The organism is Bradyrhizobium sp. USDA 3397 (genome assembly GCF_054060965.1).
This window is the reverse complement of record NZ_JBSSDS010000001.1, coordinates 331544-345569: the sequence shown is the minus strand read 5'-3', so window position 1 is coordinate 345569 and position 14026 is coordinate 331544. Positions and strand designations below refer to the sequence as shown.

Genomic DNA, 14026 nt, shown 5'->3' with positions numbered 1-14026 from the left:
TATGGCAGCATGCGCCGCGGGGCGACGTTGGCCGCTATTTCTTCTGGCGGGATTCGCGGATCTTGAGCAGCCGGTCGAGCTCATCGTTCTGCTGGCTGATCCGGTCGGCGATGCGCGACTCGTTCTGCTCGCCCGAGGCGGCCGCGGCCTGCTCGATGAGCTGGCGGATATTGTCCTCGAGGATCGCGATGCGGCCGTTGAGTGCGTCCATCGACAGTGAGTCTTCGTAGTCATTGCCCATGATGCATTCCCTGCAAATCAATCAGGAGCCGTAGGGTGGGCGAAGCGAAGCGTGCCCACCATGATCTGGCGCAAAGAAAGACGGTGGGCACTGCGCCTTGGCGCCTTTGCCCACCCTACGAGAGCTTACTTGAGCGGCTCGAGCACCGAAACGTAGTTGGCGACGGCCGCCCCGCCCATGTTGAAGATGCCGCCGAGCTTGGCGTTCTTGAGCTGCATGCCCTCGGGCGCCTGGCCTGCGAGCTGCATCGCGGTCATCACATGCATGGAGACGCCGGTAGCACCGATCGGATGGCCTTTGGCCTTCAGGCCGCCGGACGGATTGACCGGCAGCTTGCCGTCCTTCAGCGTCCAGCCTTCTTTGATGGCGCGGGCGCCCTGCCCCTTCGGCGTCAGACCCATCGCTTCGTACTCGATCAGCTCGGCGACGGTGAAGCAGTCATGGGTCTCGACAAAGGAGAGATCGGACAGCGTGACACCGGCCTTCTCCAGCGCCCGCTGCCAGGCGACCGTGCAGCCCTCGAACTGCAGGATGTCGCGCTTACTCATCGGCAGGAAGTCCTGGGCGTGCGCAGTGGCGCGGAAGCCGATCGACTTGGTCATGCCCTTGGCCGTCTCGGCATCGGCCAGCACCAGGGCGGCGGCACCGTCCGAGACCAGCGAGCAGTCGGTGCGCTTCAGGGGACCGGCGACATAGGGGTTCTTCTCGCTCTCGGCGCGGCAGAAGTCGAAGCCGAAGTCCTTGCGCATCTGGGCGAAGGGATTGGCGACGCCGTTCTTGTGGTTCTTGGCCGCGATCAGCGCCAGCGCATCGGACTGGTCGCCGTATTTCTGGAAATAGGAGCTGGCGATCTTGCCGAACACGCCGGCGAAACCGCCGACCGTGTCGCCGTCCTCGGGGAGGTAGGAGGCCTTGAGCAGGTTCTTGCCGATCTCCGGACCGGGGGTGCGCGTCATCTGCTCGACGCCGACGACCAGGACAATCTTGGCCGCCCCTGCGGCAATCGCGCGCAGGCCCTGATGCACGGCAGCAGATCCCGTGGCGCAGGCGTTCTCGACACGGGTCGCCGGCTTGAAGCGCAGCTTGGGATCGGCCTGCAGTACCAGCGACGCCGTGAAATCCTGCGGCGAGAAGCCGGCGTTGAAATGGCCGAGCACGATCTCGTCGACATCACCGGCCGAAATGCCGGCGTCCGCCAGCGCCTCATTGGCGACGCGGGTGACGAGGCTTTCGACGGTTTCGGTGTCGAACTTGCCGAACGGCGTATGCGCCCATCCGACGATGCTGGCGGTCATGGTCGTCTCTCCCTGAGGTCTTGTCCTGAGCTAAGTCTTAGCCCAGGGATGGCAAGACTTCACGCGGCTTTCAGCGCCTTGAGGGTCCGCTCGCAGATGGCAGTTATGCCGGCCCAGTTCCCGGCCCGGATCTCCGCCGTTGGGCACAGCCAGGACCCGCCAACCGCAACGACATTGGGTTCGGCCAGCCAGGTCGCGGCATTGGCCTCGCCCACCCCGCCGGTCGGGCAGAACCGCACGTTCGGGAACGGCCCGCCGAGGGCCTGGAGGCCCTTGATGCCGCCGGCCTGCTCCGCCGGGAAAAACTTTGCGACGTCGAAACCGCAAGACAGCGCCATCATCAGCTCCGAGGCCGTAGCAATGCCCGGCGCGAACGGCAGGGAGCTGTCGGTCGCGGCCTTGAGCAGATCGGGGGTCAGGCCCGGGCTGATGCCGAACGCGACGCCGAGCTTCTCGACCCGGCTGAAATCGGACGGGTTGAGAATGGTGCCGATGCCGACGACCGCTTCGGGGACCTCGGTCATCATCGCGCGCGCCGCCTCGATCGCAACGGGGGTGCGCAAGGTCACCTCCAGCGTGCGGACACCGCCGGCAACCAGCGCGCGCGCCAGGGGCACCGCATCCTGGATGCGCTCGATGGTGAGGACGGGAATGACGGTCGCAGCCTTGAACAGCGCGACGAGGTGGTTCTGTTGGGCAGCCGTGGTCATAGGTCTCGATTCATTTGGTCGCTGTTCACTTGGTGGCCTGGCGGGAGGCCGCCGGCCGGTGCCGCTTCTTCGGCGGCATGGCATAGCCTGGAATGATGGCGCCGGGATAGCAGATCACGAGGCTGGCGAGCCGATGTCCTGATAGGGCCGCCTCGACCGGCTCGGCGCCGGCGAGCCGGGCCGCGATATAGGCGGCGGCGAAGCTATCGCCGGCGGCGGTGGTATCGACCACGGGCTTGGTCATGGGCTCGGCGCGGACCTCGCTGGCGCCGCCGGGGTAGCGCAACAGGCTCACCGGCTCGGGCAGACGGAACACCAGTTCCGGGGTTGGGATGCGCGCCATCAGCTGGTCGTGACTTTCGCCGGGCCAGAGCGCGAGCAGATCCTCGGTCGAGGTCAGCACGATGTCGGCGGCCGCGAACGCCGCAGCAAATACCTCGCGTGCGACGTCGCGGTCCGGCCAGCCGCGCGCGCGAAAATTGGTGTCGAACACGAAGCGGGTGCCGAGCAGGCGCGCGCGCTTGATCGCGCCGAACAGGCGCTCGCGCCCGGCCGCGTCGTAGATCGAGAGCGTGATCGCAGAGAGATAGACGACGTCGTAGCTCATCAGCGAGTTGAGCAGCTCGTCGGTCTCGGACAGGCTCATCAGCTGGCGCGCCGCCGCGCTGTCGCGCCAGTGGAAGAACTGGCGCTCGCCCTCGCCGTCCGTCTGGATCATGTAGAGGCCGGGCAGCTTGCCTGCGAGCCGCACGACACGGCGCGTGCCGACGCCTTCGGCATTCCAGGCCGCGACCATCTCATCGCTCAGGGCATCGTCGCCGAGCGCGGTGAGATAATCGACCTTGACGTCCAGCCGCGCCAGATACACGGCCGTGTTGAGGGTGTCGCCGCCGAAGCCGCGTGAGTACAGGCCACCGCCCTGCCCCTGCCCGGCGGACGCGCCGCCCTGGGCCTGCCGCAGCTCGACCATGCATTCGCCGATGCAAGCAACGCTTGCCATCATCAGGGCCCGCTCAGTCCGAGGTCAGGCGACGAAATTGCCGCCGAGCTCGTCTTCGATGTGAATGCGGATGATATCGTCGAACGTCTTCTCGGCGGTGGTGAAGCCGAGCTCGCGCGACCGTCTGGCGTCGAAATTGCGCGGCCAGCCGCCGACGATGCCGACGATGAAGGGATCGGGCTCGCGCTTGATGCGCGCGGCGACCTTCTCGCCCGCAACCCGCTTCAAGGCGGCGATCTGCTCGCCGACCGTGGCCGACAGGCCAGGCATGGTCAGGTTGCGGCGCGGACCGACGGTGGCGAGATCCATGGTGCCGGCGTGAAGCAGGAAACCGACGGCGGAGCGCGGCGTTGCGTGCCAGTGGCGGACGTCCTCGGAGACCGGGAGGATCGCTTCCTTGCCGGCGAGCGGCTCGCGCAGGATGTTGGAGAAGAAGCCCGAGGCCGCCTTGTTGGGCAGGCCGGGCCGGATGCAGATGGTCGGCAGGCGGATTCCGATGCCGTCGAGGAAGCCGCGACGGGAATAGTCGGCGAGCAGGAGTTCGCCGATCGCCTTCTGCGTGCCGTAGCTGAGCAGCGGGGTATGGAAGAACTCGTCGCCGATCGCATCGGGAAACGGCGCGCCGAACACTGCGATCGAGGACGTGAACACCACGCGCGGCTTGTAGCCGCCGCCCGCAAGGCGGATCGCATCGAGCAGCATCCGCGTGCCATCAAGATTGATGCGATAGCCCTTGTCGAAATCGAGCTCGGCTTCGCCGGACACGATCGCGGCGAGATGGAAGATCACGTCAGGGCGGCCTGCGATCAGCTTCTCGGCCGCGCCCGGGACGGCGAAATCGCCCGACACGGTGTCGACCGGGAAGCCGGCCTTCTCCGGCTTCTTGGGCTCGACCACGTCGTGCATGGTCAATTTCGTGATGTCGCTCTTGCCGAGCCGGCCGTCGCGCAGCAGCCGTTCACAGAGTTTGCGGCCGACCATGCCGGCGGCGCCGAGAACCAGAATGTGCAAGAGCTCAACTCCTTCTTATTGGCCGAAGCGCGCCGCTCTTGAAACGCATTGGCGCGCCCTCGGCAAGCCCCGCGATCATTCCTTCACGGCGCCGGTCATCGCCGACACATAATGCTCCACGAAGAAGGCGTAAAGGATCACGAGCGGCAGCGAGCCGGCCAGCGCGCCCGCCATCAGCGAGCCCCAGCGATAGATATCGCCGTCCACGAACTCGTTGACGATCGCGACTGGCACCGTCTTGTTGCTGGTCGATTGCAGGAACGTCAGGGCGTAGATGAACTCGTTCCAGCACAGCGTGAAGCAGAAGATGAAGGCCGAGATCAGGCCGGGAATGGCCAGCGGCACGACGATCTTGACCAGGATCTGCCAGCGGCTCGCGCCGTCGATCAGCGCGCATTCCTCGAGCTCGAAGGGGATGGTCTTAAAATAGCCCATCAACAGCCAGGTCGAGAACGGGATCAGGATGGTCGGATAGGTCAGGATCAGCGCCAGCGGCGAATCGAACAGGCCGTACTGATACACGACGGTGGCGAGCGGAATGAACAGGATCGACGGCGGCACCAGATAGGCGAGGAAGATCAGGCCGCCGACGAGATTGGCGCCCTTGTAACGCAAGCGCACGATGGCGTAGGCGGCGAACACCGAGGCGATGATCGAGAGCACCGTCGCGCAGATCGCCACATACATCGTGTTCCAGAGCCAGTACGGATAGTAGCTCTCGAACAACAGCTTGTGGAAGTGCTTGAAGGTCGGATTCCAAGTCCAGAACGGATTGTACTTGTCGAGGTCGAGCAGCTGCTCGTCGGGCTTCACCGAGGTCAGCGCCATCCAGTAGAACGGGAACAGCAGGACGACGACGATGATGGCGAGCGGCAGGTAAAGCGTCACCAGCCTGCGCGGCACCGACTGCAGATAGCTCATGCCCTCGCTGTGATCATCCTTCGCGACTGTCGGAGCCGAGCTATGCAGGACGGCCTTGAGATCGATCCGCGAGGTGGGGAGATCAGTCATTGTTTTCTCCCTGTTGCCACTTGCGACGCTGCAGGCCGAACCAGGACACCATGATGGCGGCGAGCAGGAACGGGATCATCGCACTGGAGATCGCGGCGCCCTCGCCGAGCTGGCCGGCGATGATCGCACGCTGATAGGACAGGGTCGCCATCAGATGAGTGGCGTTGACCGGGCCGCCACGCGTCATCGCCCAAATCAGCTGGAAGTCGGTGAAGGTGAACAGCACCGAGAAGGTCATCACGACGGCGATGATCGGCGTCAGCAGCGGATAGGTGATGTAGCGGAAATTCTGCCAGCGCGTAGCGCCGTCGAGCGTCGCCGCTTCATAGAGCGAGGGCGAGACGGTCTGCAGGCCTGCGAGCAGCGTGATCGCCACGAACGGCACGCCGCGCCAGATATTGGCGAAGATCACGCAAATGCGTGCCCAGGTCGTGTCGCCGAGGAAGTTGATGTTCTGGTTGATCAGGCCGAGCTGCTTCAGCGACCAGGAGATGATCGAGAATTGCGAGTCGAAGATCCACCAGAAGGCGAGCGCGGAGAGCACCGTCGGAACGATGAAGGGGATGAGCACCATCGCGCGCAGCATCGCCTTGAACGGCATGTGCTCGTTGAGCAGCAGCGCGAGGTAAAGGCCGATGCCGAATTTGAAGGCGCTGGCGACGAAGGTGTAGAGCAGCGTGTTGAACACCGACAGCCAGAAGATGGAATCGTCCCACAACCATTCGTAGTTCTCGAAGGCGATGAACTGTCCGACCCTGCCGATGCGCGTGTCCGTGAAGGACAGCCAGATGCCCAGCCCAAGCGGATAGGCCAGGAAGAAGATCAGGAACACCATGGCCGGCACCATGAACCAGAAGCCGAGCCAGTTGCGATTGTATTTGAGCTGGGTCCAGGCGCTAGCCTCGGTCATCTGAGGCTTGGCCCGGGGAATTGCGACATCAGCCATGCCCGATATCCCTGATCGAAATGTTGACGGGCGGGCGGCCGAAGAGCCGCCCGCCCCGTGACTGTTCAGCGATAGATGCGCTTCAGCTGGCGCTCGGCTTCCGCCATCGCGCCCTTCACATCCTTGGCGCCGGTGCAGTAATTGGCGAACATGTCGACGACGATGAAGTCGGCGATCGCGGTTGCCGCCTTCTCGCCGACGGTGCCGATGCCCGACGCCGGCAGCGTGCGCTTGGAAGCCTGCGAGAACACGGCGTTCTTGGGATCGGCCGTCCAGATCGGCGCCGATTCATAGGCGTTCAGGGTCTGCGTCAGATAACCCTGCGCGCCGGCCAGCCACTTCTCGTAGTTCTCCTTCTCCAGCATGAAGGCGACGAAGGCCTTCGCCGCATTCGGATATTTGGTGAAGTTGAAGGCGAGGATCGGCAGCGCCAGCTGCAGCTCGGTCGGCTTGCCGACAGGACCGACCGGCCAGAGCGCGTGATAGGTGTCCTCGGTGAGCTCCTTCTTGCTGGGATCGGTCTTGGCGGCGACGTAGATCGAGATGCCGTTCGCCGTGCAATAGAGCTCGCCGGCGAGGTACGCCTTGTTGTTGGAGGAATCATTCCAGGACGCCGTGCCCGGAATGAAGTTGTCGTACAGCGCCTTGCAATATTCCAGCGCCTTCGCCGTCTCCGGCGAATTGATGACGATCTTGTCGTTCTGGTCGACCGTGTAGGCACCGTGGCCCCACAGCACCCAGTGCAGCCAGGAATTGCCGTCGCCCGAGGCGTGACCGAGCGCGAAGCCGGCCGGCGTATTGTTGGCCTTGAGCGCCTTGCACATCTCGAGGAAGCCGGGGAAGTCCTTCGGAAATTCCTTGAAGCCAGCCTTGTCGAGCGCCGACTTGCGGTAGGTCATGTAACCGCCGTTGGTCGCGACGGGAATGCCGAGCCAGTCGTTGCCGAGCTTGCAGGTTTTGGCCGCCGCATCGGTCCAGCCGCCGTATTTGTTGCCGAGATAATCGGCGACATCGTTCATCTTCAGCACTTTGGTCGGGAAAAGCTGCGGCAGGGTGTGCAGACCCCAGGCGAGATCGAGGCCGGAGCCGGTATTGGCCGCAACCGAGGCCTTCGGCTGCACGTCCTCGAAGGACTCGCTGAAGGTGTTCATCTCGGTGCCGGTCGCGGCCTTGAACGCCGTCACCATCGCGTTGAACGCATCGTCCTCGGCCGGCACGAAGCGCTTCCAGCGCATCACCGTCAGCTTGGCGCCCGGCTCGGCCTTCCAGGGCGCGCTCTGCGCCCAGGCCTTGGCGAAGTCGAACAGTGCCGGCCCCGTCAGCATGCCGGTCGCAGCCAAAGCGGTGCCGCCTTGAAGCAGAGACCGGCGGGTAAAGTCTTGCATGTTGTCCTCCCTGTGATGCTTTTTGTTGTCTATGCCTTGTCGTCTAATGCGTTAGGCGTTCATGCGTTTGCCCGTCGCATCGTCGAACAGATGGACCAGCGATGGCTCGGGCTTCAGCCGCACCTTGTCGCCCGGATTGAACTGGTGACGCTCGCGGAAGACCGCGACGACCTGCTCGCCGCCGAGCTTGGCAAACACCTGCGTCTCCGAGCCGGTCGGCTCGACGACGATGATCTCGGCCTCGGCGCCGTCATCGGCGATGGTGAAGTGCTCCGGCCGCACGCCATAGACCGCAGGACGGCCGTCGGAATTGGCCGGCGCGGTCTTGAGCGGCAGCTTGACACCGTTCGGCCCCTCGAAGGTGGCGACGCCATTGACGCGCACATGGCCTTTGAGGAAGTTCATCGCGGGCGAGCCGATGAAGCCGGCGACGAACTGGTTGTCGGGCTTGTCGTAGAGCTCGAGCGGCGTGCCCATCTGCTCGACGATGCCGTCGTGCATGACGACGATCTTGTCGGCCATGGTCATGGCCTCGATCTGGTCGTGGGTGACGTAGACGGTCGTCGTCTTCAGCCGCTGGTGCAGCTCCTTGATCTCAGTGCGCATGGCGACACGCAGCTTGGCGTCCAGGTTGGACAACGGCTCGTCGAACAGGAACACCTGCGGATCGCGCACGATGGCGCGGCCCATGGCGACGCGCTGGCGCTGGCCGCCGGAGAGCTGTCGCGGATAGCGGTCGAGCAGCGGCGAAAGCGCGAGGATCTCGGCGGCGCGCTTGACACGCTTGTTGATCTCGTCCGAGCTCGCATTCCGCAGCTTGAGCGAGAAGCCCATGTTGTCTGCAACCGTCATGTGCGGATAGAGCGCGTAGTTCTGGAAGACCATCGCAATGTCCCGCTCCTTGGGCTGGACATTGTTGACGACGCGGTCGCCGATCGAGATCGTCCCGGAAGTGATGTTCTCGAGGCCGGCGAGCATGCGCAGAAGCGTCGACTTGCCGCAGCCGGAGGGGCCGACCAGGACGACGAACTGGCCGTCTTCGATCGGAATCGTCACGCCGTGCAGGACTTCAAAATTGCCGAACGATTTCCGCACGTCGCGGATTTGCACAGACGACATCTAGCTCCCTCCTCGATAGTCCACGACGCCTCTCGCGCCGCGACCGTCTTGTTTTTCGGACTTTACCGAACCAGGCCCGATATTAGCGGGCAACATTGTCGGTAGTTTGTGCGGTTTTGGCAATTTGTCTTTGGTTAGTCGTTGCTGGTAGCGCTGTCAACGTTCCTTTGTTTGCGGGACTGACTGTGTTAAGAGCAGCAAATGGGTCGAAAACGCACCAAGTCAGGCAAAATCCGGCTGGCCGAAGTGGCCGAGCTCGCCGGCGTCAGCCCGATTACCGCGTCGCGCTTTTTCCGCAATCCGGAGGCCCTGTCGGTCGCCAAGCGGACGCGGGTCGAGAGCGCGGCCAAGGAGCTCGGCTATGTGCCCAACCTTGCCGCGCGCGCCCTCGCCTCGCAACGCACCGAGGTCATCGGTGTCTTGATCCCCTCGCTCACCAACAACGTGTTCTCGGACGTGCTGCGCGGCATCTATGACGCCTCCGAAGGCAGCCGCTACTCGATCCAGTTGTCAAACACGCGCTACAGCATTCTCCAGGAAGAGAAGTTGCTGCGTCTGTTTCTGGCGCAGAAGCCGGCCGGCCTGATCGTCACGGGGATCGACCAGACCGCGGAGTCGCGCGCGATGCTTCAGGCCGCGGACTGTCCGATCGTGCAGATCATGGAGATTGGCCCGGACCCGGTCGACATGATGATCGGCTTTTCGCACTATGATGCGGCCCGCGCGGCGATCGCGCACTTGTTCGAGCAAGGTCACCGCAAGGTCGGCTTCGTCGGCGCGCGGATGGATCCCAGGGTGCAGCGGCGGCTGGACGGATATGTCTCGGCCATGAAGGACGCCGGATCGTTCGACCAGCGCCTGGTGGTCACGACGGCGACGCCGACCTCGGTGACGCTCGGCGGCGCCCTGTTCACCGATCTGCTGGCGAGCGAGCCCGGCATCGACGCGGTGTTCTGCGCCAATGACGATCTCGCGCTCGGCGTGTTGTTCGAATGCCGGCGCCGGGAGATCGCAGTGCCCGGGCAGATCGCGATCGTCGGCTTCAACGATCTCGAATTCATGGCCTCCGCCGTCCCCACCCTCACCAGCGTCCGCACCAACCGCTACGAGATGGGCAAGACGGCCGCCACCATGCTGATCGACGCGATCGAGGGCCGCCGCCCGGAGCAGCCGGTGCTCGATCTCGGCTTCAAGGTGATCGAGCGGCAAAGCTCGTCGGCGCGACGTTCGGACAGCAGGCCAGCCGTATCAGGCGCGGGCGCGGCGAACAAAATGATAGCGTTACCAAGCAGCCACGACTAGTATCGGAATCGTGAGGAAACGACCCGCCAGCGGGAAGGCAGATCATCGCGCGCGCCGTTTGGGCACCGCATATGCCGACACCATGCGTCAGTGCGTTTGCATTGCAGGAGAAACCAATGACAAAGAAACCAACCAATGGGCATGCCGCCGGCAGCAACGGTACCCGCCGCCATCTTCGCTCGCAGGAATGGTTCAACAACCCGCACAATCCGGGCATGACCGCGCTCTATATGGAGCGTTACCTGAATTACGGCCTCACCCGCGCCGAGCTGCAATCCGGCAAGCCGATCATCGGCATCGCCCAGACCGGCAACGATCTGTCCCCCTGCAACCGCCATCATCTCGAGCTCGCGCATCGCGTCCGCGAAGGCATTCGCGAGGCCGGCGGCATCGCGATGGAATTCCCGACCCATCCCATCCAGGAGACCGGCAAGCGCCCGACCGCGGCGCTCGATCGTAACCTCGCTTATCTCGGCCTCGTCGAGATTCTCTACGGCTATCCGCTCGACGGCGTAGTGCTGACCACCGGCTGCGACAAGACCACGCCGGCCTGCATGATGGCGGCGGCGACGGTGAACCTGCCCGCGATCGTGCTGTCGGGCGGCCCGATGCTGAACGGCTGGCACAATGGCGAGCGCACCGGCTCCGGCACCATCGTCTGGAAATCGCGCGAGCGGCTCGCGGCCGGCGAGATCGACTATGAAGAGTTCATGGAGATCGTGGCCTCCTCGGCGCCCTCGGTCGGCCATTGCAACACCATGGGCACCGCCTCGACCATGAACGGCCTCGCCGAAGCGCTCGGCTTCTCGCTGCCGGGCTGCGCGGCGATCCCGGCGCCCTATCGTGAGCGCGGCCAGATCGCCTACGAGACCGGAAAACGTATCGTCGAGATGGTCTGGGAGGATCTGAAGCCTTCCGACATCCTGACCCGCAAGGCGTTCGAGAACTGCATCGTGATCAATTCGGCGATCGGCGGCTCGACCAACGCGCCGATCCACATCAACGCGCTCGCCCGCCATATCGGCGTCGAGCTGTCGATCGAGGACTGGCAGAAGTTCGGCCACGACGTGCCGCTCCTGGTCAACATGCAGCCGGCCGGCTTCTATCTCGGCGAGGAATTTCACCGCGCCGGCGGCGTACCCGCCGTGGTGCGCGAATTGATGAAGCACAAGCGCATCCATGAGGACGCCGTCACGGTCAACGGCCGCGGCATCGGCGAGAACTGCAAGAACGCGCCCGCACCTGACAACGACGTGATCTGGGCTTACGACAAGCCGCTGGTGAAGGACGCCGGCTTCCTGGTGCTGAAGGGCAATCTGTTCGATTCCGCGATCATGAAGACAAGCGTGATCTCGAAGGAATTCCGCGACCGCTATCTCAGCAATCCGAAGGACCTCAATGCCTTCGAGGGCCGCGCCATCGTGTTCGAAGGGCCGGAGGATTATCACGAACGGATCGACGACCCCTCGCTCGACATCGACGAGCGCTGCGTGCTGTTCATCCGCGGCACCGGCCCGATCGGCTACCCAGGTGGCGCCGAGGTCGTGAACATGCAGCCGCCGGCGGCGCTGATCAAACGCGGCATCCTGTCCCTGCCCTGCATCGGCGACGGCCGCCAGTCCGGCACTTCTGGCTCGCCCTCCATCCTCAACGCTTCGCCTGAAGCGGCTGCCAATGGCGGGCTTGCCGTCCTCAAGACCGGCGACAAGGTCCGCATCGACCTCAACAAGGGCAGCGCCAACATCCTGATCTCGGACGAGGAGCTGAAGAAGCGCCACGCCGAGCTCAAGGCCAGCGGCGGCTTCAAGCATCCGCCGAACCAGACGCCGTGGCAGGAGATCTATCGCAACACCGTCGGCCAGCAATCGACCGGCGCCTGCATGGAGCTCGCCACAAGGTACCAGAACGTCGCCGGCACGTTCGGTGTGGCGCGGGACAATCACTGACACGGTCATTCCGGGGCGCGACGCAGTCGCGAGCCCGGAATCCATTCATCCACCGACGCTGTGGCCCGATGAATTCTCAGGTGCGCAATTGCGCACCGTAGTTCGCGCCAAGAGGCGCGCCCCGGAATGACGAAGAAAAATTCGCAAGGAGAAACAACATGGCAGACCGCCTCAAGGGAAAGCGCGCCGTCGTCACGGCTGCGGCGGCAGGCATTGGGCGCGCTTGCGCGATCGCATTCGCGCGTGAAGGCGCAACCGTCATCGCCACCGACATCAACGAAGCCGGCATCGCGAGCCTGACGAAGGAAGGCATCGCCGAGGTCGCAAAGCTCGACGTCCGCAACACGGCCGAGGTCAACGCCTTCGCCAAGCGCGTCGGCAGGATCGACATCCTGCTCAACGCCGCCGGCTTCGTGCACCACGGCACCATCCTGGAGTGCTCGGAAGAGGATTTCGATTTCTCGTTCGACCTCAACGTCAAGTCGATGCACCGGACCATCAAGGCGTTCCTGCCCGACATGATCGCCGGCGGCGGCGGCAGCATCGTCAACATCTCGTCCTGCGCGGCCTTGAGGCCGCCGGCGAACCGCTACGTCTACAGCTCGTCGAAGGCGGCGGTGTCGCTGCTGTCGCGAGCCGTCGCACTCGACTTCATCACCAAGGGCATCCGCTGCAACTCGATCTGCCCCGGCACGGTCGAGACGCCCTCGATGCTTGACCGCGCCGCCGCGCAAGGCCCGCAGGGCAAGGAGATGTTCATCTCCCGCCAGAAGATGGGCCGGCTCGGCACCGCCGAGGAGATCGCGGCGATGGCGGTCTATCTGGGCAGCGACGAGAGCGCCTTCACCACCGGCGTCGATCTCGTCGTCGACGGCGGCTACATGCTCTGACGCAAGAAGGCCTCCGGCATGAACAAGATCGATCTCAATGGCCGCGTCGCGATCGTCACCGGCGGCGCGCAGGGCTTTGGCCGCGCCATCACCGAGCGCTTCGTCGCCTCCGGCGCCAAGGTCGCGATCTGGGACTTTGACGCCGCGCTGGCCGAGAAGACGGCAAAGGAGATCGGCGGCGAAACGAAAGTCTTCAAGGTCGACGTCACCGACACGGCGGCCGTGGAGCAGGCCCGCGATGCGACGCTGGCCGCCTTCGGCAAGATCGATATCCTCGTCAACAATGCCGGCATCGCCGGCGTCAACAAGCCGGTCTGGGAGACCGAGCTCGAGGAATGGCGCAAGGTGCTGCGCATCAACCTCGACGGCCCCTTCATCGTCTCAAAGGCGATCGTGCCCGAAATGCTCAAGCAGAAATACGGGCGCATCGTGAACATCGCCTCGATCGCCGGCAAGGAAGGCAACCCGAACGCCGCGCACTATTCGGCCTCCAAGGCCGGCCTGATCGCGCTGACGAAGTCGCTCGGCAAGGAGCTCGCCGCCCATGACATCCTCGTCAACGCGGTGACGCCGGCCGCCGCCAAGACCGCGATCTTCGACCAGATGACGCAGCAGCATATCGACTTCATGCTCTCGAAAATCCCGAAGGCACGCTTCGTGCTGGTGGAAGAGCTCGCCGCGATGGTGGCCTGGCTTGCATCCGAGGATTGCGCCTTCTCGACCGGTGCGGTGTTCGACATCTCGGGCGGACGCGCGACCTATTGAGGACATCATGATCCGCGAAGGTGGTTGCCTGTGCGGCGCGGTGCGGTTCAAGGCGGAGGGCGAGCCGCTCAACGTCCGCATCTGCCATTGCCGCATCTGCCAGAAGGCGATGGGATCGCCCTACTTCGCACGCGCGCAGTTCGACCAGCGCGCGCTCAGCGTCGAGGGCGAGACCGCCCGCTACGCATCGTCCGAGAACATCGACCGCGTGTTCTGCAAGCAGTGCGGCACGCGCCTGTTCGCCTGGCGGCGCAACGGCACGCTGGCAGGCGTGGCGCTCGCCACGTTCGACGATCGCAATGCCTTCGCCCCGACCGAGCACATCTGGGTGAGCGAGAAGCTCGCCTGGGTGAAGCTCAACGACGGTCTGGTGCAATATCAGACGACCATCCCAGCGTGAGGTCG

The 14026-nt window shown here is 64.4% G+C and carries 14 protein-coding genes; 5 read left to right on the top strand and 9 right to left on the bottom strand.

The features are described from left to right. Nucleotides 1–34 precede the first annotated feature (34 nt). The 9 genes from ACVWYQ_RS01545 to ACVWYQ_RS01505 all read right to left on the bottom strand — a co-directional run bounded on the left by ACVWYQ_RS01545 (nucleotide 35) and on the right by ACVWYQ_RS01505 (nucleotide 8718). A complete protein-coding gene (locus tag ACVWYQ_RS01545) occupies nucleotides 35–241 on the bottom strand; it encodes a hypothetical protein (protein ID WP_404541720.1) in 207 nt (68 codons plus the stop codon). 125 nt (nucleotides 242–366) lie between these two features. Next, nucleotides 367–1536 carry an acetyl-CoA acetyltransferase gene (locus ACVWYQ_RS01540; protein ID WP_157282247.1) on the bottom strand — a complete coding sequence of 390 codons (1170 nt, stop codon included), beginning with the start codon at nucleotides 1534–1536 and terminating at the stop codon, nucleotides 367–369. 59 nt (nucleotides 1537–1595) lie between these two features. Continuing rightward, entirely contained in the window at nucleotides 1596–2246 is a 651-nt protein-coding gene (gene eda, locus ACVWYQ_RS01535) for a bifunctional 4-hydroxy-2-oxoglutarate aldolase/2-dehydro-3-deoxy-phosphogluconate aldolase (protein WP_404541722.1), read from the bottom strand. A gap of 25 nt (nucleotides 2247–2271) precedes the next feature. Beyond that, nucleotides 2272–3246 (bottom strand): sugar kinase, encoded by a 975-nt coding sequence (locus ACVWYQ_RS01530; RefSeq protein ID WP_404546241.1) that lies wholly within the window; start codon nucleotides 3244–3246, stop codon nucleotides 2272–2274. A 24-nt stretch (nucleotides 3247–3270) separates the two neighbouring features. After that, nucleotides 3271–4257, bottom strand: a complete 987-nt coding sequence (gene denD, locus ACVWYQ_RS01525) for a D-erythronate dehydrogenase (RefSeq protein ID WP_157282249.1) — start codon at nucleotides 4255–4257, stop codon at nucleotides 3271–3273. 75 nt (nucleotides 4258–4332) lie between these two features. Further along, nucleotides 4333–5268, bottom strand: a complete 936-nt coding sequence (locus tag ACVWYQ_RS01520) for a carbohydrate ABC transporter permease (protein ID WP_036034295.1) — start codon at nucleotides 5266–5268, stop codon at nucleotides 4333–4335. Then, the gene (locus ACVWYQ_RS01515; protein ID WP_404546243.1) at nucleotides 5261–6178 is read right to left on the bottom strand and encodes a carbohydrate ABC transporter permease; all 918 of its coding nucleotides are present in this window, start codon (nucleotides 6176–6178) and stop codon (nucleotides 5261–5263) included. The genes ACVWYQ_RS01520 and ACVWYQ_RS01515 overlap by 8 nt, the downstream gene beginning before the upstream one ends. A 101-nt stretch (nucleotides 6179–6279) precedes the next feature. Further along, on the bottom strand, nucleotides 6280–7599 hold the full coding sequence (locus ACVWYQ_RS01510) for an ABC transporter substrate-binding protein (RefSeq protein ID WP_404541726.1): 1320 nt from the start codon (nucleotides 7597–7599) through the stop codon (nucleotides 6280–6282). Between the two features lie 51 nt (nucleotides 7600–7650). After that, on the bottom strand, nucleotides 7651–8718 hold the full coding sequence (locus tag ACVWYQ_RS01505) for an ABC transporter ATP-binding protein (RefSeq protein ID WP_157282251.1): 1068 nt from the start codon (nucleotides 8716–8718) through the stop codon (nucleotides 7651–7653). Nucleotides 8719–8919: 201 nt separating this feature from the next. Here ACVWYQ_RS01505 and gntR point away from each other — a divergent pair, with 201 nt between their 5' ends. From gntR to ACVWYQ_RS01480, 5 genes are all read left to right on the top strand, one after another. After that, nucleotides 8920–10020 (top strand): HTH-type transcriptional regulator GntR, encoded by a 1101-nt coding sequence (gntR, locus tag ACVWYQ_RS01500; RefSeq protein WP_157282252.1) that lies wholly within the window; start codon nucleotides 8920–8922, stop codon nucleotides 10018–10020. 116 nt (nucleotides 10021–10136) lie between these two features. Then, nucleotides 10137–11966: an IlvD/Edd family dehydratase gene (locus ACVWYQ_RS01495; RefSeq protein ID WP_036001184.1), complete on the top strand. Its 1830-nt coding sequence runs from the start codon at nucleotides 10137–10139 to the stop codon at nucleotides 11964–11966. Between the two features lie 158 nt (nucleotides 11967–12124). Then, nucleotides 12125–12856, top strand: a complete 732-nt coding sequence (locus ACVWYQ_RS01490; RefSeq protein ID WP_271547159.1) for an SDR family oxidoreductase — start codon at nucleotides 12125–12127, stop codon at nucleotides 12854–12856. A gap of 18 nt (nucleotides 12857–12874) precedes the next feature. Continuing rightward, nucleotides 12875–13621, top strand: coding sequence for an SDR family NAD(P)-dependent oxidoreductase (locus tag ACVWYQ_RS01485; RefSeq protein ID WP_404541730.1), 747 nt, complete (start codon nucleotides 12875–12877; stop codon nucleotides 13619–13621). Nucleotides 13622–13628: 7 nt separating this feature from the next. Further along, nucleotides 13629–14021, top strand: a complete 393-nt coding sequence (locus ACVWYQ_RS01480) for a GFA family protein (protein ID WP_271547161.1) — start codon at nucleotides 13629–13631, stop codon at nucleotides 14019–14021. The last annotated feature ends 5 nt before the right edge of the window (nucleotides 14022–14026 follow it).

What these genes read in the sequence shown, in the direction of transcription:
- ACVWYQ_RS01485 (WP_404541730.1), top strand. Translation starts at nt 12,875, where the DNA reads ATGAACAAGATCGATCTCAATGGCCGCGTCGCGATCGTCACCGGCGGC.
- ACVWYQ_RS01530 (WP_404546241.1), bottom strand. Translation starts at nt 3,246, where the DNA reads ATGGCAAGCGTTGCTTGCATCGGCGAATGCATGGTCGAGCTGCGGCAG.
- ACVWYQ_RS01480 (WP_271547161.1), top strand. Translation starts at nt 13,629, where the DNA reads ATGATCCGCGAAGGTGGTTGCCTGTGCGGCGCGGTGCGGTTCAAGGCG.
- ACVWYQ_RS01495 (WP_036001184.1), top strand. Translation starts at nt 10,137, where the DNA reads ATGACAAAGAAACCAACCAATGGGCATGCCGCCGGCAGCAACGGTACC.
- ACVWYQ_RS01490 (WP_271547159.1), top strand. Translation starts at nt 12,125, where the DNA reads ATGGCAGACCGCCTCAAGGGAAAGCGCGCCGTCGTCACGGCTGCGGCG.
- ACVWYQ_RS01520 (WP_036034295.1), bottom strand. Translation starts at nt 5,268, where the DNA reads ATGACTGATCTCCCCACCTCGCGGATCGATCTCAAGGCCGTCCTGCAT.
- ACVWYQ_RS01515 (WP_404546243.1), bottom strand. Translation starts at nt 6,178, where the DNA reads ATGACCGAGGCTAGCGCCTGGACCCAGCTCAAATACAATCGCAACTGG.
- ACVWYQ_RS01540 (WP_157282247.1), bottom strand. Translation starts at nt 1,536, where the DNA reads ATGACCGCCAGCATCGTCGGATGGGCGCATACGCCGTTCGGCAAGTTC.
- gntR (WP_157282252.1), top strand. Translation starts at nt 8,920, where the DNA reads ATGGGTCGAAAACGCACCAAGTCAGGCAAAATCCGGCTGGCCGAAGTG.
- ACVWYQ_RS01505 (WP_157282251.1), bottom strand. Translation starts at nt 8,718, where the DNA reads ATGTCGTCTGTGCAAATCCGCGACGTGCGGAAATCGTTCGGCAATTTT.
- ACVWYQ_RS01510 (WP_404541726.1), bottom strand. Translation starts at nt 7,599, where the DNA reads ATGCAAGACTTTACCCGCCGGTCTCTGCTTCAAGGCGGCACCGCTTTG.
- ACVWYQ_RS01545 (WP_404541720.1), bottom strand. Translation starts at nt 241, where the DNA reads ATGGGCAATGACTACGAAGACTCACTGTCGATGGACGCACTCAACGGC.
- eda (WP_404541722.1), bottom strand. Translation starts at nt 2,246, where the DNA reads ATGACCACGGCTGCCCAACAGAACCACCTCGTCGCGCTGTTCAAGGCT.